Below are 25975 nucleotides of genomic sequence, written 5' to 3'. Positions count from 1 at the left end.
CGGTGCCTGCTCTACGGGTCGGTCAATTCGCAGACGGGCGAACCCTAGACCTCGGGTCAGTATCCACGAACAGCCGGGGTGGTCAGCAGTCCAAGACATCACGGTCTTATGAGGATTGTGCGGTGTGCCCGGCTCGGTCCCGCAAGGACCGGGCCGTTCTGTCGCTCCAGGTCAGACCCGAGGAAGCGATTCAGCGGCGATGCCGCCCTCGATGGCGAGAATGCGATGGAGCCGGGTGGCCACCAGCAGACGCTGCATCTGCGGGGGGACACCCCTCAGCACAAGCCTGCGGCCGCACCGCCCCGCCCGTCGGTGGGCTCCCATGATGACGCCGAGTCCGGTGGCGTCCCAGGAGTCCAGTTCGGTGAGGTCGAGCACCAGATCGCCGGCTCCCTCGTCGACGGCCGCGTGCAGGACCGTACGGGCGTCCGCCGCGCTGCGGACGTCGAGGCGGCCCCCGACGACCAGCTCGGCGTGGTCGCCCCTGATGTGCATATGCGCTCCCCGAGAGTGCTTTTCCGTGCTCGGTGCCTGAATCTGTATCCGGTGTTTTTCCGTACCTTCAACAACTGACGGCCGGACGGCCGGAGAAGTTGCCGTTCGTGAGCGAACCGATACCGAATTCACCCTGCGGGGTGATGGGATTCGGCCGATCCGGCTCATGGGCGGCCGGTTCAGTGCGTGTAGAAGCCCTGCCCGCTCTTGCGCCCGATGTCACCCGCGTCCACCATCCGGCGCATCAGCTCAGGCGGGGCGAACTTCTCGTCCTGGGACTCGGTGTAGATGTTGTCGCTCGCGTGGAGCAGGATGTCGACCCCGGTCAGGTCGGCGGTGGCGAGCGGGCCCATGGCGTGGCCGAAGCCCAGCTTGCAGGCGATGTCGATGTCCTCGGCGGACGCCACGCCCGACTCGTAGAGCTTGGCGGCCTCGACCACGAGCGCGGAGATCAGCCGGGTGGTGACGAAGCCCGCGACATCGCGGTTGACGACGATGCAGGTCTTGCCGATGGACTCGGCGAACTCCCGCGCGGTGGCGAGCGTTTCGTCGCTGGTCTTGTAGCCGCGCACCAGCTCACAGAGCCGCATCATCGGCACGGGCGAGAAGAAGTGCGTACCGACGACGCGCTCCGGGCGGCCGGTCACCGCCGCGATCTTGGTGATCGGGATGGCGGAGGTGTTGGAGGCGAGCACGGCGTCGTCCCGGACGAGCTTGTCGAGCGCGCGGAAGATCTCGTGCTTGACGTCGAGCTTCTCGAAGACCGCTTCGACCACGACGTCCGCGTCGGCGACGGCGTCGAGGTCGGTGGTCGTGGTGATCCGGGAGAGGGCCGTGTCGGCGTCGGCCTCCTCCAGCTTCCCCTTGGCGACGAACCTGCCGTACGAGGCCCGGATGCCGTCCACTCCCCTGGCCAGCGCCGCGTCGGTGACATCGCGCAGGACGACATCCCAGCCCGCCTGGGCCGCGACCTGCGCGATTCCGGAACCCATGAGTCCGGCTCCGACTACGGCGAGCTTCCTGGCCACGGTGTTACCCCACGATTCTCGAATGGCTTCTGTTCAGCCTTGACGTCACTTTTACGCTTCCCGCTCTGCCGGAGGTTAGCGGTCACGGACGGCCGTGTAACGGCGAAGAGATGCGCGTCACGTCTCACATGACGGACATCACACCGGCCGGGTCCATCAGGCGCCGCGCGGCGCGTACTTGAGTACGGACCGCCGGGCGTGCCGCCGGGGGCGGGGCGGCTCATTAGGCTGGCCGCATGGTCAATCTGACGCGTATCTACACCCGCACCGGCGACAAGGGCACCACGGCGCTCGGCGACATGAGCCGTACCGCCAAGACCGACCTCCGGATCTCCGCGTACGCCGACGCCAACGAGGCCAACGCCGTCATCGGTACAGCGATCGCGCTCGGGCAGCTGGCGCCGGAGGTCGTCAAGGTCCTGGTCCGGGTGCAGAACGACCTCTTCGACGTGGGCGCGGACCTGTCCAACCCGGTCGTGGCGGATCCCAAGTACCCGCCGTTGCGCGTCGAGCAGTCGTACATCGACAAGCTGGAGGCGGACTGCGACCACTTCCTGGAGTCGCTGGACAAGCTCCGCAGCTTCATCCTCCCGGGTGGTACGCCCGGCGCGGCCCTGCTGCACCAGGCGTGCACGGTGGTACGGCGCGCGGAGCGCTCGACGTGGGCGGCGTTCGATGTGCACGGGGAGTCCATGAACGCCCTGACGGCGACGTATCTGAACCGGCTCTCGGACCTGCTGTTCATTCTGGCCCGGGTGGCGAACAAGGAGGTCGGGGACGTGCTGTGGGTGCCGGGCGGGGAGCGCTGACCTCTTGTCACCCGGCCGCCGGGCGGGCGGCGCTGGCGCGGACGACGAGCCGGGTGGGCAGTTCGCGGCGGCACGGCTCGTCGGTGGCGGTGGCGGCCGCGCCGGGCCCGGCGGGAGCGGGGTGGGTGCGGTCGAGCAGGAGGCGGGCCGCCGTCTCGCCCTTCTCGACGGTGGGCTGGTGAACGGTGGTCAGCGGGAGCGGCTCGGTGGCCGCCGCCGGGATGTCGTCGTACCCCACGACGGAGAGCTGGCCGGGGAGCGTGAGGCCGTACGCGCGGGCCGCGCGGGACGCGCCGATGGCGAGCGTGTCGGCCACGGCGAGCAGGGCGGTGGGGCGCGGCCCGGGACCGCTGAGCACCTGGTGGCAGGCCGTATGGCCGGCGTCGGCGTCGACGGAGCCGCATTCGACGACGCCGAGATCGCCGAGCGGCAGTCCGGCCTCCGTCCAGGCGTCGCGGTAGCCGGTCAGCCGGCGGCGTACGACGGCGCTGGTGGTGGCGAGCGCCTCGGGCCAGCCGACGGGTCCCAGCCGGGGCTGCGCGGTGAGCCGGTCGACGAGGATGACGGCGCGCCGGTGGCCGAGGGCGGTGAGATGGCGGGCGGCGGCGAGCGCCCCGCCGTGGTCGTCCACGGTGACGAAGCCGCCCCAGGCGGCGCCGAAGTGGGCGAGTCCGTTGTCCGGGCCCGGCGAGTCGACGGCCAGGACGGGCAGCGCGCGCCGGGCCAGGATGTCGAGCCCCGGGTGGTCCTCCTCGACGCTGTAGAGGAGCGCCGCGTCGATCACCGCCCGCTCCAGCGCGGCCAGTGGTGCGCGGGCCACCCGCTCGGCGGGGGCGGCGGCGTGCCGTTCGAGGGGACCGGCGGCGTGCGGCAGCGCGAGCAGGGTCAGCCCCGTCTCGCGCCGGTGGAACTCGCGGGAGACGCCCTGGAGGAAGGCCGTGGCGGCCGGGTCCGCGAAGGCCATCTCCAGCGGGAGCGGCAGGACGACGCCGAGGGTGCCGGTGCGTTTGCGGCGCAGTGAGGCGGCGGCCGGGTCGGGGCCCGCGTAGCCGACGCGCTCGGCGGCCCGGTGGACACGCTCGCGCATCTCGGGGGAGAACCGTCCGGTGCCGTTCAGGACGTTGGAGACGCTCATCACCGAGACTCCGGCCACCCGGGCCACGTCCTTCAGGGTCGCCATCTGTTCCTCCCGGATGTGCCCGTATATATGCCGTCCCTATATGTCTTGCCGCGCTCCCCGACCTTATGACAGCGTGCTGTAGCGACGATGCTGTATCGATACAGCATCGTCGTACATCACACGCGGGGTACATCACAGGAGAGGCAGCCGCAATGACGACCATCGAGGAGATCGCCGGCGCCCGGCGCGTACGGCGCTGGCGCGGCGGGCTGTTCGCCCTGTTCGGCGTCGTCGGGGTGTCCATGTCGTCCTGGGTGACCCGTACGCCCGCCATCCGCGACGAGATCGGCGCGTCGACCGCGGGCATGGGCATCGTCATCTTCGGGCTGTCCGTGGGCGCGATGGCCGGTGTGCTCGCCTCCGGCTATCTCGTCGCCCGCCGCGGCGGCCGGCCCGTGGCCGCGGCGGGGGTCTCCCTGGTCGTCCTCGGCATGGTGGTCCTGGGCGCCGGCGCGGCGGCCGGCAGCGCGGCCGGGGTCTTCTGCGCCCTGATGCTGTTCGGCTCCGGCAGCGGGCTGATGGAGATCGCCGTCAACGTCGAGGGCGCGGCGGTGGAACAGGCCCTGGACCGCCCCGTACTGCCCGCCCTGCACGGCTGTTTCAGCGCGGGTACGGTCGTGGGCGCGGCCCTCGGCATCCTGCTGGCGGCCGTCGACTTCCCCGTCGTATGGCATCTGTGGGCGGTGGCGGCGCTCTGCGCGCCGGTCGCGCTCTGGGCGGTGCTCCAGATGCCCGCGCACACCGGCCGGGAGACCGCCGGCTCCACCGACGCGCCGCGGCTGACCCCGGCCGAGCGGCTGGCGGTCTGGCGCGAGCCGCGGGTGCGGATGCTGGGGATCATCGTGCTGGGCATGGCGCTGGTCGAGGGCGCGGCCAACGACTGGCTGCCGCTGATCATGGTGGACGGTTACGGGCTGGGCTCGGCCGCGGGCTCGCTGGTCTACACGCTCTTCGCGGTGGCCATGACGGTCGGCCGGTTCTGCGGCGAGTACGTCCTCGCCCGCTTCGGCCGCACCACCGTGGTCCGTACGAGCGCGGTGTTCGCCGCCGGGGGGATCCTGGTCGTGGTGCTCTCGCCGCACCCGGCGCCGGCCGCCGTCGCCGTCGTGCTGTGGGGGCTCGGCGCCTCGCTCGGCTTCCCCGTCACCCTCTCGGCGGCCGGGGACACCCCGCACGGGGCCGCCGCCCGGGTCAGCGCCGTGGCCACCACCGGCTATCTCGCGTTCCTGGCGGGGCCGCCCGCGCTGGGCCTCCTCGGCGAGCATGTGGGGCTGCGCAACGCGATGCTCGCCGTCGCGGTGGCCGCGGTCGTCGCGGGCACGCTGTCCCGAGCGGCGGCCCGGCCGGCCACCGAAGCCGCCAACGGCTGAGCGCTCAGCGCCTCGTCACCGTCACCGGGACCGGCTCCTCCTCCCCCGCCAGGTCCTTCGGCGGCTTCCTGGGCCACAGCAGATACGTCAGCGCGATCACCCCGTGGATCCCGGCCGCCCGTACCGCCAGCGCCTGCCACTCCGTCAGCGGCCCGGTCCGGCTCGCGTCCCCCACGTACGCGATGGCCAGCTGGAGCAGGACCAGCGTGACGGTGGCGGCGATGGCGGTACGCAGCCACAGCCCGCCCTCGTAACGGGCCCGCGCCATGCCGTAGCGCGGCGGCCGGACCGGGGGCGGGCCGCCCGCGAAGCGGTGGGCGACCCAGCCGTCTATCCGCTTGATCGTGTAGTGGCCGTAGCCGACGGTGAAGCCGATGTAGAGCGCGGCAAGACCGTGCTTCCAGTCCGGCTCCGCGCCGTTCCTGAGGTCGATGACCGTGACGGTCAGCAGGACGGCCTCCAGCAGCGGTTCCAGCAGCAGGACCGCCCCGCCCAGACGCGGCAGCCGCGCCAGATAGCGCAGCGCCAGACCGGCGGCCAGCAGCACCCAGAAACCGATCTCGCAGATGATGATCAGTATGACGATCACTCCGGCACTCCCTCCCTCTCTCCGCTCTCCAGCCTCCCGGCCCCGGGCCCGCGCCGCGTCGTCGGCGGTGACGAGACGGGACTGCATCCTTCGATGCAGTCCGGCTCCTCCACGGCGATGAGGACCGGGGACCGGCCCCCGGTGTTGGATGGTGCGGTGTCCACCGCCGCCCTCCGGCCCTCGCTCCGGTCCGCCCTCCGGTCCAGCTCCCTCCGGCCGCACCGCGACGATGTGCTGATCGCCGCCGCCGGGCTGGTCGGCGGGCTCGCCCTGTGGGCCCTCGGGCTGAGCTTCCAGGGCGTACGGCTGCTGCCGGGGCCTTGGGTGCTGCTGCCGCTGACCGTCATGGCCGGTCTCGAACTGCTGCGCAGGACCGCGCCCCGGACCGCTCTGGCGATCGGCACGGCCGCGCTGGTCTGCGACCAGTTCACGACGGGCAGCGTCGCGACCGTCCTGATGTACACGGACCTGGTCTACGCGGCGGTGCTGTACGGTCCCCCGTCCGCCGCCCGCCGTATCCCCCGGGTCACGGGGGCGCTCACGGTGGCGGCGGCGATCGGGCTCACCGCCTGGTTCCAGCGGGCCGATGTGCTGCTGGTCAGCCTGGCCGTCGGCCTGGTCGCCTTCACCCCGGCCTCCACCGGGGCGCTGGTACGCAACCACCGCGACGCCGCCGAGGCCGCCCGGCTGCGGGCCGCGCAGATCGCGCTGCTCGCGGAGATGGACCGTACGCAGGCGGTCACCGCCGAGCGCGCGCGGATGGCCCGCGAGCTGCACGACCTGGTCGCGGGCCACCTCTCGGCGATCGCGATCCACTCCACCGCCGCGCTCTCGCTGGACGACGAGCGCACCAGCCGGGAGGCCCTCGCCGTCATCCGGGAGAACAGCGTCGACGGGCTGGCGGAGATGCGCCGGCTGATCGGCATCCTGCGCAGCCGCGACGGCGAAGGCGGCGGTGACAGCGGCGAGGCGCGGGTCCCGGCCGCCGCCCCGGCCCTGAGCGCGCTGGACACCCTGCTGGAGCAGGCCCGTACGAACGGCGCGTCCAGCGGGCTCGGCTTCGCGCTGGACGACGGGCGCCCGCCCGGCGCCGTACTCCCCGCGCCGGTGGAGCTGGCCGCGTACCGCATCGTCCAGGAGTCCCTGACCAACGCGCTCAAGCACGCCGCCCCCGGTACCGTCACCGTCCAACTGGCCATCGAGGGAGGCGCGCTGACGGTACGGATCAGCAGCCCGTACGAGGAGCGCCCCGGCCCGCGCGCCCCCGGCTCGGCCGCCGGGCTGATCGGGATGCGCGAGCGGGTGGCGCTGCTGGACGGGGTGTTCGAGGCCGGGCCCGACGCGGCGGGCCGGAGCTGGGTGGTACGGGCGGAGCTGCCCGTAGCGGAAGGAGGCCGTGCGGCATGACGATCCGGGTGCTGGTCGCGGAGGACCAGTCGGCGGTACGGGCGGGGCTGGTGCTGATCCTGCGCAGCGCCCCGGACATCGAGGTCGCCGGGGAGGCGGCGGACGGGCTGGCGGCGGTGGCGCTGGCCCGCGAACTCCGCCCCGATGTGGTGCTGATGGATGTGCAGATGCCCCGGCTTGACGGGGTGTCGGCGACCCGGCAGGTGGTCGCCGAGGGGCTGGCGGATGTGCTGGTGCTGACGACGTTCGATCTGGACGAGTATGTCTTCGGGGCGCTGCGCGCGGGCGCGGCCGGGTTTCTGCTCAAGAACGCGGAGGCCGGTGAACTGCTCGCGGCCGTACGGACGGTGGCGCGCGGCGAGGGGATGATCGCCCCGGCCGTGACCCGCCGGCTGATCGCGGAGTTCGCCGCACGGCCGCCCATGGGCGCGGCGGCCGGGACGGCCGGTCCCCCGGCGCTGGCCACGCTGACCCGGCGGGAGCGCGAGGTGCTGTCCTGCCTCGGTGAGGGGCTGCCGAACGCGCTGATCGCGGTCCGTCTCGATATGGCGGAGGCGACGGTGAAGACCCATGTGAGCAGGCTGCTGGGGAAGTTGGGGCTGCACAACCGGGTGCAGGCGGCGGTCCTCGCGCGGGAGTGGGGCGTCTGAGCGCCCTGCGGCCCGTTGGTCTGGACCTATTGACGGGTGGTCCAGACCTTTCTACTCTCACCGCACAGTGTGCGGTAGGAGCCACCGCACGATGAGCCCACCCAACTCATCAGAGGAGCACACGTGAACACCCAGCCGACCCCCCACATACGCCGCCTGCGGCACAGAACGGTCGCGGGACTGACCGCGCTGCTGCTGCCGCTCGGCGCCCTCGTCGGTCTCGCCACCCCCACCCAAGCCGCCGCCGCCCGAACCACCTCCGCCCAAGCAACCACCCAAGCCGCCTCCGCCGTCGCCGCCGGACCGACCGTCACCTACACCAAGGTCTCCGACTGGGGCTCGGGCTTCGAGGGCAAGTGGACGGTCACCAACTCCGGCTCCACCAGCCTCTCCTCCTGGACCGTGGAGTGGGACTTCCCCTCCGGCACCGCCGTCACCTCCGGCTGGGACGCCGACATCACCGGCGCCGCCACCCACTGGACCGCCAGGAACAAGTCCTGGAACGGCACCCTCGCCCCCGGCGCCTCCATCAGCTTCGGCTTCAACGGAAGCGGCACCGGCTCCCCCGCCGGCTGCAAGCTCAACGGCGCCGCCTGCGACGGTACGGGCACCCCGGACCCGGGCACACCCGACCCCGGCACCCCTGACCCGGGCACCCCGGACCCCGGTACACCCGGGACATCCGGCAAGGTCAAGCTCGGCTACTTCACCGAGTGGGGCATCTACGGCCGTAACTACCACGTCAAGAATCTGGTGACGTCCGGCTCGGCCGCCAAGATCACCCACATCAACTACTCGTTCGGCAATGTCGTCGGCGGCAAGTGCGTCATGGGCGACAGCTACGCGGCGATCGAGAAGGCATACACCGCCGACCAGTCCGTGGACGGCGTCGCCGACACCTGGGACCAGCCGCTGAGCGGCAACTTCAACCAGCTGCGCAAGCTCAAGGCGAAGTACCCGCACCTCAAGATCCTCTGGTCGTTCGGCGGCTGGACCTGGTCCGGCGGCTTCACCGAGGCCATGCGGAACCCGACCGCCTTCGCCCAGTCCTGTTACGACCTGGTGAAGGACCCCCGGTGGGCCGATGTCTTCGACGGCATCGACCTGGACTGGGAGTACCCGAACGGCTGCGGGCTCTCCTGCGACTCCAGCGGACCCGCCGTCTTCAAGACCATGGCCCAGGCCATGCGCGCCAAGTTCGGCACGAACAGCCTGGTCACCGCGGCGGTCACGGCCGACGCCTCGCCCGGCGGCAAGATCGACAAGGTCGACTACGCGGGCGCCATGCCGTCTCTCAACTGGCTCAGCGTCATGACGTACGACTTCTTCGGCGCCTTCAGCGCCCAGGGCCCGACCGCCCCGCACTCACCGCTCACCTCGTACTCCGGCATCCCCCAGGCGGGCTTCACCTCCGCCGACGCGATCGCCCGGTTCAAGGCGCAGGGCGTGCCGGCCGCGAAGCTGCTCCTCGGGATCGGCTTCTACGGGCGCGGCTGGACGGGAGTGACCCAGGCGACGCCCGGCGGCACCGCCACCGGCGCGGCTCCGGGCACGTACGAGGCGGGCATCGAGGACTACAAGGTGCTGAAGAACACCTGCCCGCCGACCGGCACGATCGCGGGCACCTCGTACGCCAAGTGCGGCTCGAACTGGTGGAGTTACGACACCCCGGCCACGATCACGTCGAAGATGGCGTGGGCGAAGCAGCAGAGTCTGGGCGGGGCGTTCTTCTGGGACTTCACCGGTGACACCGCCAATGGCGAGCTGGTGACGGCGCTCAGCAGCGGCCTCGGCTGACCGTCCTGACGTACGAGCGAGGGGGCGGCGCCCATGGGCACCGCCCCCTCAGTCATGTCACATCAGGCACATCACATCAGCCGCGTCAGCGTCCGCGTCACGCGACGTTGACCCGCTGTCCGGGCGGCGCCGCCTCCAGCCAGGCCAGGAAGCCGGTGAGCGCGTCGTCGCTCATCGCCAGCTCCAGCCGTACCCCCCGGTGTACGCAGCCGAGGATGACGGCGTCGGAGAGCAGCGCCAGCTCCTCCTCGCCCTCGGGGGCCCGCCTGGCCAGCACCTCGATCGCGGAGCGCTCCAGCGTACGGCGCGGGCGCGGGGCGTAGGAGAAGACCCGGAACCAGTTGATCCGGTCGCTGTTGTAACGGGCGACCCCGTACACCCAGCCCTTGCCCGACAGATCGGGCTCCTCGGAGACGTCCCACCGCAGACTGCAGTCGAACGTACCGCCGGAGCGCTGGATCAGCCGCCGGCGCAGTCCGAAGACGAAGAGCCCCAACGCAACCAGGACGACGACCAGTCCGCAGACAAGCAGAGCGAGGATCATCAACACCGACCTCCTCGCTCATCCAGTACCGGAACCACAGAACCGCACCCGCATCGCCTCAGCCGCGACCCGGTCCGGAGGGGTCCGGAGCGAGCCGCGGCTGAGGGTAAATCCGTGGTGACCGCCCCTATCGGGCCGCCACCGCGCGCAGACGGACGTCAGCACGACGCTCGGCGGCGGCGTCCTGACCCGACTTCGCGCGCTCCAGCGCCCGCTCCGCACGCTGGGGGTCGATCTCGTCCGCCAGCTCGGCGAACTCCGCCAGCAGCGAGAGCTTGTTGTCGGCGAACGAGAGGAAACCGCCGTGCACAGCGGCGACGACCGTCCCCCCGTCACTCGTACGGATGGTCACCGGGCCCGACTCCAGCACACCGAGCAGCGGCTGGTGACCGGGCATGACGCCGATGTCGCCGGACGTGATGCGCGCGACGACCAGGGTGGCCTCGCCGGACCAGACGCTGCGGTCCGCGGCGACCAGCTCGACATGCAGCTCAGCGGCCATGAGGGGCTCCTCGGGTCACCACCCGGCCGTATCGCCGGGTGTTGGCTTCAATTCTATGGGGTGGTCGGTGGTGCGTGCGCCGGAGGGGGGCGGGAGAGCGCCCGCCCCCCTCCGGACGGCACTCAGGAGACGCCCAGCTCCTTGGCGCTGGCCTTGAGGTCGTCCAGGCCACCGCACATGAAGAACGCCTGCTCGGGGAAGTGGTCGTAGTCCCCGTCGATGATCGCGTTGAACGCGGCGATCGACTCGTCGAGCGGGACGTCGGAACCGTCCAGGCCGGTGAACTGCTTGGCGGCGTGGGTGTTCTGCGAGAGGAAGCGCTCGACGCGACGGGCACGGTGGACAACGAGCTTGTCCTCCTCGCCCAGCTCGTCGATACCGAGGATCGCGATGATGTCCTGGAGGTCCTTGTACTTCTGCAGGGTCCCCTTGACGCGGCTGGCCGCGTTGTAGTGGTCCTGCGAGATGTAGCGCGGGTCCAGGATGCGGGACGTGGAGTCCAGCGGGTCCACCGCGGGGTAGATGCCCTTCTCCGAGATCGGACGCGACAGCACGGTCGTCGCGTCGAGGTGCGCGAAGGTCGTGGCCGGGGCCGGGTCGGTCAGGTCGTCCGCGGGGACGTAGATCGCCTGCATCGAGGTGATCGAGTGACCACGCGTCGAGGTGATGCGCTCCTGGAGCACACCCATCTCGTCCGCCAGGGTCGGCTGGTAACCCACCGCGGACGGCATACGGCCGAGCAGCGTGGAGACCTCGGAGCCGGCCTGGGTGAAACGGAAGATGTTGTCGATGAAGAGCAGCACGTCCTGCTTCTGCACATCGCGGAAGTACTCCGCCATGGTCAGGGCGGACAGGGCGACCCGCAGACGGGTGCCCGGCGGCTCGTCCATCTGGCCGAAGACCAGCGCGGTCTTGTCCAGCACGCCCGAGTCGGTCATCTCGTCGATGAGGTCGTTGCCCTCACGGGTGCGCTCACCGACACCGGCGAACACCGAGACACCGTCGTGCAGCTTGGCCACACGCATGATCATTTCCTGGATGAGGACCGTCTTGCCGACGCCCGCACCACCGAACAGACCGATCTTGCCGCCCTTGACGTACGGGGTCAGCAGGTCGACGACCTTCAGGCCGGTCTCGAACATCTCGGTCTTCGACTCGAGCTGGTCGAAGGCCGGGGCCTTGCGGTGGATCGGCCAGCGCTCGGTGATCTGCGCCTCGGCCTCCGGCTCGTTCAGGATCTGACCGAGGGTGTTGAACACCTTGCCCTTGGTCACATCACCGACCGGGACGGTGATGCCCGCGCCCGTGTCGGTCACCGCGGACTGGCGGACCAGACCGTCGGTGGGCTGCATGGAGATCGCGCGGACCACGCCCTCGCCCAGGTGCTGGGCGACTTCGAGGGTCAGCGTCTTGCGCTTGCCGTTCTCGGCCGGGTCGGCCACCTCGACGTGCAGTGCGTTGTAGATCTCGGGCATCGCGTCGACGGGGAATTCCACGTCGACGACCGGGCCGATGACCCGGGACACACGCCCCGTGGCTGCGGCCACAGCGTTCTCGGTAGTCGTCGTCATTTACCTGTCACTCCCCGCGGTCGCGTCGGCCAGAGCGCTCGCGCCACCGACGATCTCGCTGATTTCCTGGGTGATTTCGGCCTGGCGGGCCGCGTTGGCAAGCCGGGAGAGGCTCTTGATGAGTTCCCCGGCGTTGTCGGTCGCCGACTTCATCGCGCGGCGGGTGGCAGCGTGCTTGGAAGCGGCGGCCTGGAGCAGCGCGTTGTAGATACGGCTCTCGATGTAGCGCGGCAGCAGGGCGTCGAGGACGTCCTCCGCCGATGGCTCGAAGTCGAACAGCGGGCGGATCTCGCCACCGCGCTTGAAGACCTCGGCCGACTCCTCCGCGCTGCTCGGCGCGAGCGTCAGCGGCAGCAGCCGCCGCTCGACCGGCGTCTGCGTCATCATCGACACGAACTCGGTGAAGACGATGTGGACCTCGTCCACCCCGCCCTCCGCCGTGTCCTTGGTGATCGCCTCGATGAGCGGGGCGGCCACCACCTTCGCGTCGGCGTAGGTCGGGCTGTCCGTGAAGCCCGTCCAGGAGTCCGTGACCGGGCGGTCACGGAAGCCGTAGTAGGCCAGGCCCTTGCGACCCACGATGTAGGTCACGACGTCCTTGCGCTCACGGCTGAGCTGACTGGTGAGGTGCTCGGCCGCCTTGATCGCGTTCGAGGAGTAGCCCCCGGCCAGACCGCGGTCGCTCGTGATGAGCAGGACCGCGGCCCGGGTCGGGTTCTCGACCTCGGTGGTCAGGGCGTGCTTGGTGGTGGAACCGACCGCCACCGAGGTCACCGCGTGGGTGAGCTCGGTCGCGTACGGCTCGGACGCCGCCACCTGGCGCTGCGCCTTGACGATGCGCGAGGCGGCGATCATCTCCATCGCCTTGGTGATCTTCTTGGTCGCGGTGACGGATTTGATGCGACGCTTGTAGACCCGGAGCTGGGCTCCCATGAGTCAGGTCCCTTCCGTCGTCACTTGGAGACGTTAACGGCCGGCGCGTCGTCTCCGAGGAGCTTGCCGTCCGAGGTCTCGAACTGCCGCTTGAAGCCGGCGACGGCGTCCGCGATCGACTGGAGCGTGTCGTCGGACATCTTGGCGCCCTCGGCGATGCTGGTCAGCAGCTCCTTGCGCTCGCGGCGCAGGTGCTCCAGCAGCTCGCTCTCGAAGCGGCGGATGTCCTCGACCGGTACGTCGTCCATCTTGCCGGTGGTGCCGGCCCAGACGGAGACGACCTGCTCCTCCACCGGGTACGGGGCGTACTGCGGCTGCTTCAGCAGCTCGACGATGCGCTTGCCGCGCTCCAGGGAAGCCTTGGAGGTGGCGTCCAGGTCGGAACCGAAGGACGCGAACGCCTCCAGCTCGCGGTACTGGGCGAGGTCCACGCGCAGTCGGCCGGAGACCTGGCGCATCGCCTTGTGCTGGGCGGAGCCGCCGACTCGGGAGACCGAGATACCGACGTTCAGCGCGGGCCGCTGGCCGGCGTTGAACAGGTCGGACTCCAGGAAGCACTGGCCGTCGGTGATGGAGATGACGTTGGTCGGGATGAACGCCGACACGTCGTTGGCCTTCGTCTCGACGATCGGCAGACCCGTCATCGAGCCGGCACCCAGCTCGTCGGAGAGCTTGGCGCAGCGCTCCAGCAGACGCGAGTGCAGGTAGAAGACGTCGCCCGGGTACGCCTCACGGCCCGGCGGACGGCGCAGCAGCAGGGACACGGCGCGGTAGGCGTCGGCCTGCTTCGAGAGGTCGTCGAAGATGATCAGGACATGCTTGCCCTGGTACATCCAGTGCTGGCCGATGGCCGAACCGGTGTACGGCGCCAGGTACTTGAAGCCGGCCGGGTCGGACGCGGGGGCGGCGACGATCGTCGTGTACTCCAGCGCGCCGGCCTCCTCCAGCGCACCGCGTACGGACGCGATGGTGGAGCCCTTCTGGCCGATGGCGACGTAGATGCAGCGGACCTGCTTGTTCACGTCGCCCGAGCGCCAGTTGTCGCGCTGGTTGATGATCGTGTCGACGGCCAGCGCGGTCTTGCCGGTCTGCCGGTCACCGATGATCAGCTGACGCTGACCGCGGCCGATCGGCACCATCGCGTCGACGGCCTTGTAGCCGGTCTGCATCGGCTCGTGGACCGACTTGCGGACCATGACGCCGGGGGCCTGCAGCTCAAGGGCGCGGCGGTCCTCGGTCGCGATCTCGCCGAGACCGTCGATCGGGTTGCCGAGCGGGTCGACGACACGACCCAGGTAGCCCTCGCCGACCGCCACGGAGAGAACCTCGCCGGTACGGGTGACCGACTGTCCCTCCTCGATACCACTGAACTCGCCGAGGACGATCGAACCGATCTCGCGCTCTTCGAGGTTGAGGGCGAGACCAAGGGTGCCGTCCTCGAACTTCAGCAGCTCGTTCGCCATGGCCGAGGGCAGGCCCTCGATCTTGGCGATACCGTCTCCGGCCACGCTGACCGTACCGACCTCCTCGCGCGAGGCCGCGTCCGGCTTGTACGACTGGACAAAGTTCTCCAGCGCATCCCGGATCTCCTCCGGCCGGATCGTGAGCTCCGCCATCTGGGTTCCCTGCTCTCCTTGTTGGGCCCGAAGTTTCTTTGGGGGTCTGCGTTTCCGCTCTGGGGGCGACCCCCAGGAAATCTTCTGCAGTCTCTGCACGGCCCAACCGGGCCGCTGGTCTTGCCTGTCTTCGTTTGTGTGCCGGTGATCAAGCCGTGCCGGTGATCAGCCGGCGAGCCGCCGCTCGGCCTCTTCGAGCCGGTCCGCGACCGTTCCGTTGATGACCTCGTCGCCGACCCGCACCGTCACTCCGCCGAGGACCGCGGGGTCCACGTCCAGGTTCAGATGCATCGGGTGGCCGTACAGCTTGGCCAGGGCGGCGCCGAGACGCTGCTTCTGTCCGTCCGTGAGCGGCACCGCCGAGGTGACGACGGCGACCAGGCGTTCCCGGCGGGCCGCGGCGAGCCGGGAGAGGGTCTGGAGACCCGCTTCCAGGCTACGTCCCCGGGGCCGGGTCACCAGACGTACCACCAGGCGCTCGGTGACCGGGTTGGCCCGGCCGCCCAGCAGGCTGTGCAGCAGCGTGGTCTTGGCGGCGACGGTCGCCGACCGGTCGGTCAGCGCGGCGCGCAGCGACTGGTCGGACTCGACGATCCGGCCGAACCGGAACAGCTCGTCCTCCACGTCGTCCAGCCCGCCGGCCCGCTGCGCGGCGGTCAGCTCGGCGGTGGAGGCAAGCTCCTCCACCGCGTCGACCAGATCGCGCGGACCAGACCAGCGGCTGCGGACCATGCCGGCGAAGAGATCGGCGGTCGTCCCGCCCACCTGTCCGCCCAGCAGCTGACCGGCCAGCTCGGCCTTGGCCTCGCCGGAACGCGCCGGGTCGGTCAGGACCCGGCGCAGCGAGACCTCGCGGTCGAGCAGCGCGGTGACCGCGCTCAGCTCCTCCGACAGCTCCGCCACGTCGACCGCGGTGGAGTCGGTGAGCGTATCGAGGCGCTCGCGCGCGGCGGACAGCGCCGTACGGCTCGCTCCCTGCGTCATCACCGGGCGGCCTCGGCCTTCGCGGCACCGTCCTCAAGCTCGTCGAGGAAGCGGTCGATGGTGCGGCTCTGCCGGGCGCTGTCCTCAAGGGACTCGCCGACCAGCTTGCCTGCCAGGTCGGTGGCGAGCTTGCCCACGTCCTGACGGAGCGCGCCGGCCGCGGCCTTGCGGTCGGCCTCGATCTGAGCGTGACCGGCGGCGATGATCTCTTCGCGCTGCCGCTGGCCTTCCGCCTTCATCTCCTGGATGATCGCGGTGCCCTGCTCGGTCGCCTCCTGGCGGAGACGGGCGGCCTCGTGCCGGGCCTCGGCGAGCTGGGCCTTGTACTGCTCAAGGACGCTCTGCGCCTCGATCTGAGCCGCTTCGGCCTTCTCGATACCGCCTTCGATCGCCTCGTGACGCTCTTCCAGGGCCTTGTTGATGGCCGGGAGGAGCTTCTTGGCGAAGACGAAGTAGATAATGCCGAAACAGATCAGACCGATGACGACCTCGGGCCAGACCGGGAGCAGCGGGTTCTGCGGCTCCGAGGATGCCAGGTACATCATGGTGGACCTTTCGTCGAAAACGGCTGTCGGGACCGTCAGAGGATGAACGGAACGACGAAGCCGATCAGGGCGAGGGCCTCGACGACCGCGAAGCCGAGGAGCATGTTCTGGCGGATCAGGCCGGCCGCCTCGGGCTGACGGGCGATCGCCTGGACACCGTTACCGAAGATGATGCCGACGCCGATGCCGGGGCCGATCGCGGCGAGGCCGTAACCGATGGTGCCGATGTTGCCGTCAACGGCCGCGATGGTCTCGAGAGCAGACATTGCGTGGTTCCTTCTCTTGGTGGGCCGGTGGGTGGTTGGTCCACCGGACGTATGGGGTTCCGCGGGGTGACGTCCCGACGGGCTCAGTGAGCCTCTTCGAGCGCCTGGGAGAGGTAGGTGGCGGCCAGCACGGTGAACACGTACGCCTGGAGCGCCTGGATGAACATCTCGAACACCGTGATGACCAGGGCCATCACGAAGGAGACGGAGGCGTAGGCGGTGCCGAGGAACGTGCCGAGCATGTACCAGGTGGCGATCGTGAAGATCAGGATCAGCGCGTGACCGGCGAACATGTTCGCGAACAGTCGCACGGCCAGTGTGAACGGCCGCAGGAAGATGTTCGAGATGAACTCGATCGGGGTCAGGATGAGGTAGATCGGCTTCGGCAGCCCGGACGGGACGCAGAGGTTCTTGATGCCGCCGACGAAGCCGTTGACCTTGAAGGTCACCGTCATGTACGTGACCCAGACGACCAGCGCGAGCGCCGCCGGGAAGGCGATCACCGAGCTGACCGGGAACTGGGCGAGCGGGATCAGGGCCCAGAGGTTCAGCATCCAGACGAAGAAGAACAGCGAGACCAGCAGCGGGATGAAGGGCTCGGCCTTCTTGCCGATGACCTCACGGCCGATGCCGCGCCGGACGAAGTCGTAGAGCACCTCGGCGACCATCTGCGTCTTGCCGGGCACGACCTTCGGCTTGGCGAAGGCCAGCCAGAAGAAGACCATGATCAGGATCGAACCGATGATCGCCAGCAGCATCGGCTTGTTGAATTCCACCGGGCCGACTTTGGCGATCGGTTCGAAGATGAACGACCACACGCTCGGTCCCTCGAAACCACACCCCTTGAACAGGTGGCAGTCGGTCTCGAAAGCGAGCACCTGCGTCGGGTCAGCACTCACCGGGGGCTCCTTCAGCGTGGCGCATAGGTACGGCAACCTCATGGTGTCGGCGCGACGCGCAGCCGCGATTCGGCACTGGACTGGTGAAACGGATGTGGGGACGGCGGTCGGGCGTGGAGCCTCGCGTGAGAACAGGCGTCAGCTCGGATGCCCGCGTCCGCAATGCCGCAGTTGGCACCGGACGATAGCAGGATCCCGAACAAGCCCTTATCCCGGCCCTACCACTCACGTCGCGGAGCCTGTCTTCTCGGCAGGGTCGGCGGCCGAGGAATCGGGCTCGACATACAGGGTCTTGGATGTCACGTTCGCGCGGGCCTGGGCCGCGATCCACACCAGGGCCGTCGCGACCAGCGTGAACGCGAAAGCCTTGGGGTTGAACAGGGTGGTGTTCTTGATGGCCGCCATGAAGACGAAAAGCACCAGAAGCTGTGTCATGTAGACCAACAGCCCCATGGACTGGAACATGTGTGGCATTGACTTGGCCACCCGTTCGAGCACCACGAGGCCGACCCCCATGAACACGATCACTACGACGGTGCCGACGACGGCCCCCAGGGCCCCCTTGCCAGCCGCGGCCACAGCACTCACCACCGCGGCGACAGCACCGACGGCGGCGGTGGGCACGGCGGTGTGAAGGAGGGTCCGGGCGTCATTGGACGGCATGGCGGCAGCTCCGCTGAACTGGATCGGGGACGGTGTCGTCATGGACGAGCGTAGGCCCGGTCCGGGAGAAGGTTTCCCGTACCAACGAACCGTCGCGCTGCGGCCCTTCGGCTGTGTTGCCGGGTCTCGTGAACAGTATCACAAACTATTTGATGAGTTCTTTACCATGACGTGTGCCACCCGTCACACGTGAGAGTTAACGCGCGCGTGTGTGCGGGACGGCGGGGCACCTTGTCTGTTAATGGGCGCCGAAGAGAAGAATAGCCGCTCGCTCAGCGCCGCGAGCCGGCCTTGGGACGATCTTGGGAATGCGAATGGGCGCTCAGCGCGGTCGCCCCGTTGACGCCGGCCGGTACGGGCTCGGGTTCCGGCGCCCCGGCGGCATCCGCCCCGCCCTCCGGCCCGGTGGCGTCCCGAGCGGTGTCCGTCCCGCCCGCCCCCGTGCGCTCCTTCTGCCGCCAACTGCGGCGCCGGTAGCGCGGGGGTACGAACGCCTGTGCCCACAGCGGCGCCCGCGGCGTGAAGCGCGGCAGCAGGAGCAGCACCAGCCCCACCGCGCTCAGCCCGACGACCAGCAGCAGGATCCACATCGACGCCGAGTGCACCGAGTACGCGACCACACCGAACGCGATCAGCGCCGACCAGAAGTACATGATCAGCACCGAGCGGCTGTGCGAGTGCCCGATGTCCAGCAGCCGGTGGTGCAGATGCCCCCGGTCGGCGGCGAACGGCGACTTCCCGTTCCAGGTACGGCGTACGACGGCCAGCACCAGGTCCGCGAACGGGATCGCGATGATCGTCAGCGGCAGCAGCAGCGGGATGAAGACCGGCAGCGCCGCGTGTGTGGCCTGGCGGGCGGAGCCCTCGAAGATCTTCAGGGCGTCCATGTCGACCTGTCCGGTCACCGAGATCGCGCCCGCCGCAAGGACGAGCCCGATCAGCATCGATCCCGAGTCGCCCATGAAGATCCGCGCCGGGTGCATGTTGTGCGGCAGGAAGCCGACACACATACCGATCAGGATGGCGGCGAAGAGCGTGGCGGGGGCGGCGGCCTCGATCCCGTACCCGTACCAGATCCGGTACGCGTAAAGGAAGAACGCGGCGGAGGCGATGCAGACCATGCCGGCCGCCAGCCCGTCCAGACCGTCCACGAAGTTCACCGCGTTGATCGTGATCACGACCAGTGCCACCGTGAGCAGGGTGCCCTGCCAGGACGTCAGCGAGACCATGCCGGCCCCCGGCACCGGGATCCACAGGATCGTCAGACCCTGCATCACCATCACACCCGCGGCGATCATCTGTGCGCCGAGCTTGATCAGCGCGTCCAGTTCGAACTTGTCGTCCAGGACGCCGATCAGCCAGATCAGCGCCGCCCCGGAGAGCAGCGCGCGCGGTTCGTTCGATCGCTCGAACACCGCGTTGAGGTTCTGGAGGTTGTCCGCGACGAGCAGTCCGGCGCACAGACCGAAGAACATGGCGATGCCGCCGAGCCTCGGCGTCGGTTCGCGGTGGACGTCACGGGCCCGGATCTCCGGCATCGCTCCGGTCGCGATGGCGAACTTCCGCACCGGGCCGGTGAGCAGATAGGTCACCGCGGCCGTCACGCAGAGCGTCAGCAGGTAATCACGCACGGGCTGCCCCAGAGGAATCGCTGGCCATCTCAGCCCCACACACTAGCCCGCGCGGAGACGTCCGATGGAAACGGAGTCGGCATATGAGCAAGGACACCGGGGTAGACCGGATGGTTGCGCTCCACGCCGCCCACCGGCCTTTCCCTCAGGAAAGCGTCGCATACGGCGGAAACCGCCCCACCAGCTCGCGCACATCATCGCGAGCCCCACGCGCCCCGTCAGCGCCCTCCCGTACCACCGAGGCCACCAGGTGCCCGATCCGCTCCATCTCCGCCTCCCGCATGCCCTGGGTGGTCACGGCGGCGGTACCGAGCCTGATCCCCCGCTCCTCCCCGTACGGCAGCACGCAGGTGTCCAGCACCACGCCCGCGGCGGCCAGCCGGCCGCGGGCGGTCGCGCCGTCCACACCGAGCGGCGCGGTGTCGGCCGTGATCAGATGCGTGTCCGTGCCCTCGGTGGTGACATGGACGCCTTCCGCGGCCAACGTCCTTGCCAGCGCACGGGCGTTGGCGACGACCTGGTGGGCGTAGACGGCGAAACCCGGAGCCGCCGCCTCACCGAAGGCGACCCCCTTCGCGGCGATGGTGTGCATCTGGGCGCCGCCCTGCGTGAACGGGAACACCGCCCGGTCGATCCGCTCCGCGTACCGCTCCCCGCACAGGATCATCCCGCCGCGCGGCCCCCGCAGCACCTTGTGCGTCGTCGCACAAACGACATCGGCGTACGGCACCGGCGTCGGCGCCGCTCCCCCGGCGACCAGCCCGATCGGATGGGCCGCGTCCGCGATCAGATAGGCACCCACGTCGTCGGCGATGTCCCGGAACGCGGCGTAGTCGATATGGCGCGGATACGAGATCGACCCGCAGACGATCGCCTTGGGCCGGTACACACCCGCCAGCTCCTCCACGCGCCCGTAATCGATCAGCCCGGTCTCCGGATCCACCCCGTACCCGACGAAGTCGAACCACCGCCCGGAGAAGTTCACAGGCGCGCCATGGGTGAGATGCCCCCCGTACCGCAGCCCCATCGCCAGCACCGTGTCCCCGGGCCGCAGCAGCGCCGCGTACGCCGCGAGGACGGCGGAGGACCCGGAGTGCGGCTGTACGTTGGCATGCTCAGCCCCAAAAAGCCCCTCGGCCCGGCCGATCGCGATCCGCTCGGCGGTATCGACCAGCTCACAGCCACCGTGGTGCCGGGCGCCGGGATACCCCTCGGCGTACTTATTGGCGAGCGGCGACCCGAGGGCGGCGAGAACGGCGGGCGAGGTGAAGTTCTCCGCCGCGATGAGCTGAAGACTGTCCGCCTGCCGGCGCAGCTCCGCGAGGATCACCTCAGCCATCTCCGGATCCTGCCGACGCAGCGCATCGAGCTGGGACGGATAGGCGGTGGCTACGGACATGACGATCTCCTCGGAGGCGACGTCCCTCCTCCAATGTAGGCGTCCGAGCCGGGTCCGGCGCGGGGGCCGGTCAGGGCGTGGGGCAGGTGTGGTGTGGTCGTAGGGGGTGGGGTGTGCAGGCGATGAGGTTGAGGGAGAGGAAGCGTCCGCCGGTGAGCCACCAGCCTCCGACGATGTCGTGTCGGTTTTCGAGGCGGCGGATGAGGTGGACCGCGTCGGCCGGGCGGGCGTAGCTGCCGGTGACGGCGGAGGCGTGCTGGGTGAACTGTTCGACGTACCAGTGGGCGGCGTCTCGGGGAGGGGCAAATGTGCCCCGTACGTGTGCGGGGGTCTTGAGGAGCCAGTCGGCGCTTTCGAGGGGCATGACGGGGGTGGAGGGGAATTCGGGGTGGCCGGGGCGGCGGTGGGCGTCGCCGGGTTTGACGAGGAGGTCGCCGTGGCCGAGCCAGAGGTAGGCGTGGTGGTGGGGTGTGGGCACGTGTGTCCTTGTGCGGGTGGGGGGTGGGGCGGCCCCGCCCGGATGGGGCGAGGCCGCTTGATAAATGGGGGGTGATGGATGCCTACTGGCGCCCGCAGCCCTGGCCGTCTCCGCAGCCGCCGGGCGGGGTGGAGTCCTGGCCGTCGTCTCCGTCGCCGTCGTTGTCGCCGCCGTACTTGACCGGGTCGATGCGGTATCGCATGGTGACCTCCTGTGCCGTGCCCGGCCTCCGGTCCGTCCGGGGCCGGGTGGTGCGGTGGGGCCCTTTGATGGCCCCGGCCCGTTCCGGCCGGCGAATCCTTCGCCGGGAGTCCGGCCGGAACGGGAGTTCAGGGAGTTCAGGGAGTTCAGGGCGGCGCCCGTGCGCCGAGCTGATCGCTGACGAGCGTGATGACGAGGACGACGAGCGCGGCGGTGGCCAGCGTTCGGATCAGTCGGTCAACGGGCCAGCTCCGCCCAGACGCTCTTGCCGAACGGCCGGTCTTCCACGCCCCACCGCTCCGCCAGCGCCGCGACGATGAACAGCCCCCGCCCACGGGCCCGTTGATGCGAAACAGCCCGGCCCCGGGGCCGCCGCCGCACAGGATCGTGAACCTCCACCCGAACCAGCGCGGGCCGGACGTCCAGGACAACGAGCACACTGTCCCCGGGCTCGCTCCCGTACCGGATCCCATTGGTGACCAACTCCGAGACCACCAACTCGATATCGGCCGCCCGCGCGCCGCTCGTCGCGGGCAACCGGCTCTCAACAAACTCCCGCACCCACCTCCGCGCCGCGTGCACCGACTGCGGCTCACTCACCAACATGAGCCGCGGCGGCGGCCCCTCCGGTGGCAGGCCGCAGAGGATTTCCAGCTTTTTTCGACGTGGGCTCACCGGATGGCACTCCTTGAACACATGTCGGCCCATACATACGCCCGATTGATCACTGGTCTCCTTGTCCGAGGGCCGGACACACGCTCCAGCGCGTGCGAGCCCTCAAGAGGTTCACGACCAGCCAACCCACTTGCCGTCAATCGGCCCAGGCAACTTGATGCCATCGAGCCCATCCAGCAAGCGGAAACTTTTACCCACTGCCGCGTGGCAGCTACCGTCCGGCATCGCTACCTTTGCGGCATGACCCGGAACGCGCTTCTCACCGCGCGGATGACTGCGGCGGGACTCACACAGCAGGAACTCGCCGAGGCCCTCAACCTGCGCATCGAGACCTTCACCGGAAAGGTCGGTACGGTGACCGACCGCCATGTAAGGAATTGGGTGGCCGGAAGGACCCGGGCTCCACACGCACGACAACGCCGTGCCCTTGAGGAAGAATTTGGCTGTTCGGCCGAGGAGTTAGGGTTCGTGAGTTCGGCCATGCGTTCCAGCACACCACTCGGATCAGTGTCATCGGAGGATGATGTGCGGCGTCGCACCTTCACCGGAACCGCGGTTGCGCTCGCCGCCTCGGTCGCTCTACCCGCACAACCCGGCCGTGCGGTGAGCCGTGTTGGAATGGCCGATGCCAATCGTCTGGAATCCTCATTCACCGAACTTGTCTCCGCGGACAACCAGCACGGAGGAACCGTCCGAGCGGAAACACGAGCTCTCGAATTCGCGAAGCACGCCATTGAACTCCATGCAGCAGGACATGCTCCTCAACGCGTACGCCGCCGACTCTATTATCTGGCCGCTGCGTTCACCGGTACCGCGTTGTGGGCCGCGCTCGACGCACATCAGCCGGATCGAGCGGAACGTCATCTCGACCGGGCCATGACCCTGGCCGGACTCGCGGGCAGCTCCGACATACAGCTTCGTCTATGGGGGCACGCCGCGGTCCTGTCCCAACAACAGCGGCGACCTAACGAAGCCCTCGCCGCCGCTGAAGCCGGCCGGGCTTCCCAGGCATCCCGTCGAAATCCCACGATGCGTTCACTGGCGGCGGTACGGCTCGCCGTGAACCAGGCGATCTCCGGCCAACAGCGTTCCGCGCTGGCCAACTTCGATCTGGCCGTCGACTCCTTCGCCCGGACCGATGCCGCGGAGCCACTTCCCGCCTGGCTCGGTTTCTACGACCGGTCCGAACTGTTCGGACTCGGCGCCCTCGCCATGTCCCACCTGGGACGGCATGATCAATCCGAGGCATACCTTCACCGCACTCTTGCCACGCTCCGTCCCGGGTACACACGCAATCGCCTCTACTACACCGCCCATCTCGCGCTTGCCCAGCTCAGACAGCGGGACATGGAACACGCCTGCGACACGGCCGCATCTGTGCTGAAGGCCGCTGGAAATGCTTCGCTGACCGGGCGTACCGGCCTGTTGATGGATACGTTCAGCCGTGAGCTGTCCGCTGTCGCGCCCGGAGCACGGGGTGCCGCTCAATGGGCGGAGCGGTACGCCGGCACACAAGGAGACCGCGCATGACTGTCAATGTCCGCCACTGCACCGCCGAACAGCTACCCGAGATCAGGCAGACGATCCTCGATATTCACGCCGAGGTCCGGCACCGGGACTTCGGGCTCACCGGCCCCTTCTACGACATCGAGCGATTCGACGAACGGCTGACCAGCTATGCGTCACGACCGGGCTGGACAGCTGCCCTCGGCCAGGAGGACGGTGAGACCGTGGGCTTCTGTTTCGGCACCCCTCTCGGTGCCAACACCCTCTGGTGGAGCGCGATGACCACGCCCCTGCCCGACGGATACACCCGGGAAAATGGCGAGCGGACCGTCGCCCTCAACGAAATCGTCGTCCGGAGACAGTGGCGCGGACGAGGCGTGGCCCGGCAACTCCACGAGGAGTGGCTCGCTCGCCGTCCAGAGGAACGGGTCACACTCCTCGTGAACCCGGCCGCGGGCCATGGCGCGGTACAGGCCGTCTACGAGGCATGGGGTTACCAAAAAATCGGCGAACAACAGCCCTTTCACGACTCGCCCGTCTTCACGTCCATGACCAGACCCCTGACTGGGCCGTAGCCGACGTACGTCTACGAATTGTTCTACGCGTGACAGATGATCCAGTCGGCTACCGACTGGATCACATGAGCTTGCCACTCTTGCGTCTGCGGCTGCCGATACTGCGGATCGTCGTGAACCGCGAACCCGTGCTGTGCCCCGTCGATCTCCAGAAGCTTCACTTCTGACTTCAGAGCCCCGACGGCGGATCGTGAACTCTCCACCGGAATGAAAGTGTCCAACGTTCCGTGGATGAAGAGGGTCGGAGAAACGATGTCTCCAAGAGCCCTGTGCGGCTGAAGGTAGAAGAGTTCGTTGAGGAAGCCGCGCCCTACCCGAAACGTAGGCGAGTGCTCCAGGAATCCACGAGAGGTCAGCTCTCTCCCAGCGGATTCGTCGATCGTGACATTCTTCCAGTACGGCTTGTCCTCGATGAACCGCTTCTTGTAGTTCAGAAGAGGGTTCATAAGGGTCAGGCTCTTTACCTCCTGCGGGTGGCGTGCCGCGAAGAGGGCGCTGATTCCACCGCCGAAACTTGTTCCGATCAGGTGCACGGGACCACAGTCGAACAGCTGACGGACATGATCCGTAGCGGCCTGAATGTCGTTGAGGACTCCCGCGATCGTCAGCTCCTCCTGACGCCCTTCGCTCTCTCCGTGGCCCCGAAGGTCAAAGCGCAACGAACCGACCCCCACGCTCGACAAGCCGTCGGCAAGGCGACCGAAGAATCCACCTTCCTCACGCGTCACGCCGCCGCCATGAACCAATACCGCGACACCCTGCGCCGTGTCTGGCGGGTACCCAACACTCCCCCGAAGCAACAGACCATCAGGGCTGTGGAAGCTGGTTTCCCGAGTCATGCGGAGGCACTACCCCACCGCGCGGAAGAATACCCACGCCGCATGCACTGGTGGAGCGCCTCAGTTCCACCCCGCGCTCACGCGACGATGTCGACGGCACCGCCACCCGGTTTGCGACAACCGCAACGGCCTCCCCACGGGACAAGCCTTTGAGTGTCGCGCCCCCGGGGGGAAAGGGAACCCAAGAGGTCTGGCTGCACTGCCACTCGGCTTAGGGGCCGGTGGGCCGGGTGGGCCCTGCGGGGCTGCGCGGCAGAGGAATGGGGCTGCCGGGGCGTCTCGGCGGCTGACGGCCGTCTGTTGGGCGGGGCTCATGCCCCGCTGGGCGCGGTGGGGTTGTGGGGTGCGGGTCAGTGCCAAGAGGTAGACCGGGGTGTACGGGGGCGAGGTGCTGGGCGCTGGGCCGCCCCTCCTCCCTTCAGTGTCGCGCCTCCGGTGGAGGAGTAAAGGGCGCTCCTTCGTCGCGTCGGCTGCGCCGACTCCGCTGCGCTCCGCCCTTGACACCTCCCCCGGAGTCGCAAGTGCGGATGAGGGGGGGCGGCCGGGGGGAGGGGGCCCGAAGGGTCCGCTGTCCTGCCGCTCGGCTCAGGGTCCGACGGGCCGGTGGGCCCTGCGGGGCTGCGCAGCGGAGGAATGGGGCGGTCCGACACCGGCTCAGCGGCTGACGGTCCGCCGCGTGCTGAGACGCAAGCCCCGCTGGTCACCGTGGTGTGGGTTGTGGGATTGCTGGGACGCGGGTGGCGCCAAGTGGGCTTCTGAAGGCCGTCCATGCGTCCAGGAGGGCCGCTAACGCACCTGAGGACACATGTGCCGCCCGAGGAGA

26 protein-coding genes are annotated in these 25975 nt (G+C 69.3%); 7 read left to right on the top strand and 19 right to left on the bottom strand.

Annotated elements, in window-relative coordinates:
* Positions 1-171: 171 nt before the first annotated feature.
* Both DVK44_RS24590 and DVK44_RS24585 read right to left on the bottom strand, forming a co-directional pair.
* Entirely contained in the window at positions 172-495 is a 324-nt protein-coding gene (locus tag DVK44_RS24590; RefSeq protein ID WP_114661871.1) for an STAS domain-containing protein, read from the bottom strand.
* Positions 496-674: 179 nt separating this feature from the next.
* Positions 675-1523 (bottom strand): 3-hydroxyacyl-CoA dehydrogenase family protein, encoded by an 849-nt coding sequence (locus DVK44_RS24585; RefSeq protein ID WP_114661869.1) that lies wholly within the window; start codon positions 1521-1523, stop codon positions 675-677.
* 236 nt (positions 1524-1759) lie between these two features.
* On the opposite strand from DVK44_RS24585, the gene DVK44_RS24580 reads away from it, so the two are divergent.
* On the top strand, positions 1760-2332 hold the full coding sequence (locus DVK44_RS24580) for a cob(I)yrinic acid a,c-diamide adenosyltransferase (RefSeq protein ID WP_114661867.1): 573 nt from the start codon (positions 1760-1762) through the stop codon (positions 2330-2332).
* Between the two features lie 7 nt (positions 2333-2339).
* Here DVK44_RS24580 and DVK44_RS24575 read toward each other — a convergent pair whose 3' ends face one another.
* The gene (locus DVK44_RS24575) at positions 2340-3512 is read right to left on the bottom strand and encodes a LacI family DNA-binding transcriptional regulator (RefSeq protein WP_114661865.1); all 1173 of its coding nucleotides are present in this window, start codon (positions 3510-3512) and stop codon (positions 2340-2342) included.
* A gap of 152 nt (positions 3513-3664) precedes the next feature.
* Here DVK44_RS24575 and DVK44_RS24570 point away from each other — a divergent pair, with 152 nt between their 5' ends.
* A complete protein-coding gene (locus DVK44_RS24570) occupies positions 3665-4882 on the top strand; it encodes an MFS transporter (RefSeq protein ID WP_114661863.1) in 1218 nt (405 codons plus the stop codon).
* Between the two features lie 4 nt (positions 4883-4886).
* On the opposite strand, the gene DVK44_RS24565 is transcribed toward DVK44_RS24570, so the two are convergent.
* Positions 4887-5471 (bottom strand): hypothetical protein, encoded by a 585-nt coding sequence (locus tag DVK44_RS24565; RefSeq protein WP_114661861.1) that lies wholly within the window; start codon positions 5469-5471, stop codon positions 4887-4889.
* Between the two features lie 156 nt (positions 5472-5627).
* Here DVK44_RS24565 and DVK44_RS24560 point away from each other — a divergent pair, with 156 nt between their 5' ends.
* The 3 genes from DVK44_RS24560 to DVK44_RS24550 all read left to right on the top strand — a co-directional run bounded on the left by DVK44_RS24560 (position 5628) and on the right by DVK44_RS24550 (position 9325).
* Positions 5628-6878 (top strand): sensor histidine kinase, encoded by a 1251-nt coding sequence (locus DVK44_RS24560; protein WP_228447358.1) that lies wholly within the window; start codon positions 5628-5630, stop codon positions 6876-6878.
* Positions 6875-7528, top strand: a complete 654-nt coding sequence (locus DVK44_RS24555) for a response regulator (RefSeq protein ID WP_114661859.1) — start codon at positions 6875-6877, stop codon at positions 7526-7528. The genes DVK44_RS24560 and DVK44_RS24555 overlap by 4 nt, the downstream gene beginning before the upstream one ends.
* A 156-nt stretch (positions 7529-7684) precedes the next feature.
* Positions 7685-9325: a glycosyl hydrolase family 18 protein gene (locus tag DVK44_RS24550; RefSeq protein ID WP_408055413.1), complete on the top strand. Its 1641-nt coding sequence runs from the start codon at positions 7685-7687 to the stop codon at positions 9323-9325.
* Positions 9326-9422: 97 nt separating this feature from the next.
* Here the strand turns inward: DVK44_RS24550 and DVK44_RS24545 are convergent, their stop codons facing one another.
* The 14 genes from DVK44_RS24545 to DVK44_RS24480 form a co-directional block, all read right to left on the bottom strand.
* Positions 9423-9869, bottom strand: a complete 447-nt coding sequence (locus DVK44_RS24545; RefSeq protein ID WP_114661855.1) for a DUF2550 domain-containing protein — start codon at positions 9867-9869, stop codon at positions 9423-9425.
* Between the two features lie 127 nt (positions 9870-9996).
* Positions 9997-10371: a F0F1 ATP synthase subunit epsilon gene (locus tag DVK44_RS24540; protein WP_114661853.1), complete on the bottom strand. Its 375-nt coding sequence runs from the start codon at positions 10369-10371 to the stop codon at positions 9997-9999.
* A gap of 122 nt (positions 10372-10493) precedes the next feature.
* Entirely contained in the window at positions 10494-11942 is a 1449-nt protein-coding gene (gene atpD / locus DVK44_RS24535; protein WP_114661851.1) for a F0F1 ATP synthase subunit beta, read from the bottom strand.
* Positions 11943-12875, bottom strand: a complete 933-nt coding sequence (locus tag DVK44_RS24530) for a F0F1 ATP synthase subunit gamma (RefSeq protein ID WP_114661849.1) — start codon at positions 12873-12875, stop codon at positions 11943-11945.
* 20 nt (positions 12876-12895) lie between these two features.
* Complete coding sequence (atpA, locus tag DVK44_RS24525) at positions 12896-14491, bottom strand: F0F1 ATP synthase subunit alpha (protein ID WP_114661847.1); 1596 nt, start codon at positions 14489-14491, stop codon at positions 12896-12898.
* 165 nt (positions 14492-14656) lie between these two features.
* On the bottom strand, positions 14657-15475 hold the full coding sequence (locus DVK44_RS24520; protein WP_114661845.1) for a F0F1 ATP synthase subunit delta: 819 nt from the start codon (positions 15473-15475) through the stop codon (positions 14657-14659).
* Complete coding sequence (locus DVK44_RS24515) at positions 15475-16020, bottom strand: F0F1 ATP synthase subunit B (protein WP_114661843.1); 546 nt, start codon at positions 16018-16020, stop codon at positions 15475-15477. Before DVK44_RS24515 ends, DVK44_RS24520 begins: the two co-directional genes overlap by 1 nt.
* Positions 16021-16055: 35 nt before the next feature.
* On the bottom strand, positions 16056-16286 hold the full coding sequence (atpE, locus tag DVK44_RS24510) for an ATP synthase F0 subunit C (RefSeq protein WP_114661841.1): 231 nt from the start codon (positions 16284-16286) through the stop codon (positions 16056-16058).
* A gap of 83 nt (positions 16287-16369) precedes the next feature.
* Positions 16370-17227 carry a F0F1 ATP synthase subunit A gene (atpB, locus tag DVK44_RS24505; RefSeq protein ID WP_114661839.1) on the bottom strand — a complete coding sequence of 286 codons (858 nt, stop codon included), beginning with the start codon at positions 17225-17227 and terminating at the stop codon, positions 16370-16372.
* Between the two features lie 183 nt (positions 17228-17410).
* Entirely contained in the window at positions 17411-17848 is a 438-nt protein-coding gene (locus DVK44_RS24500; protein WP_114661837.1) for a hypothetical protein, read from the bottom strand.
* 272 nt (positions 17849-18120) lie between these two features.
* On the bottom strand, positions 18121-19479 hold the full coding sequence (locus DVK44_RS24495; protein WP_114661835.1) for an MraY family glycosyltransferase: 1359 nt from the start codon (positions 19477-19479) through the stop codon (positions 18121-18123).
* A 145-nt stretch (positions 19480-19624) separates the two neighbouring features.
* Positions 19625-20878, bottom strand: coding sequence for a serine hydroxymethyltransferase (locus DVK44_RS24490; RefSeq protein WP_114661827.1), 1254 nt, complete (start codon positions 20876-20878; stop codon positions 19625-19627).
* A 70-nt stretch (positions 20879-20948) separates the two neighbouring features.
* A complete protein-coding gene (locus DVK44_RS24485) occupies positions 20949-21356 on the bottom strand; it encodes a hypothetical protein (RefSeq protein WP_114661826.1) in 408 nt (135 codons plus the stop codon).
* A gap of 438 nt (positions 21357-21794) precedes the next feature.
* Complete coding sequence (locus tag DVK44_RS24480) at positions 21795-22253, bottom strand: ATP-binding protein (RefSeq protein ID WP_331461633.1); 459 nt, start codon at positions 22251-22253, stop codon at positions 21795-21797.
* A gap of 219 nt (positions 22254-22472) precedes the next feature.
* On the opposite strand from DVK44_RS24480, the gene DVK44_RS36495 reads away from it, so the two are divergent.
* Together DVK44_RS36495 and DVK44_RS24465 are read left to right on the top strand one after the other, a co-directional pair.
* Entirely contained in the window at positions 22473-23762 is a 1290-nt protein-coding gene (locus tag DVK44_RS36495) for a helix-turn-helix domain-containing protein (RefSeq protein WP_162794033.1), read from the top strand.
* A complete protein-coding gene (locus tag DVK44_RS24465) occupies positions 23759-24313 on the top strand; it encodes a GNAT family N-acetyltransferase (RefSeq protein ID WP_114661820.1) in 555 nt (184 codons plus the stop codon). The genes DVK44_RS36495 and DVK44_RS24465 overlap by 4 nt, the downstream gene beginning before the upstream one ends.
* Before the next feature lie 23 nt (positions 24314-24336).
* On the opposite strand, the gene DVK44_RS24460 is transcribed toward DVK44_RS24465, so the two are convergent.
* On the bottom strand, positions 24337-25152 hold the full coding sequence (locus tag DVK44_RS24460) for an alpha/beta hydrolase (RefSeq protein ID WP_114661819.1): 816 nt from the start codon (positions 25150-25152) through the stop codon (positions 24337-24339).
* Positions 25153-25975: the final 823 nt, after the last annotated feature.

This window comes from Streptomyces paludis (assembly GCF_003344965.1).
Taxonomy (GTDB): Bacteria; Actinomycetota; Actinomycetes; order Streptomycetales; family Streptomycetaceae; genus Streptomyces; species Streptomyces paludis.
Note: the sequence above shows the minus strand (reverse complement) of the source record. Positions and strands in the feature narration are given on the sequence as shown.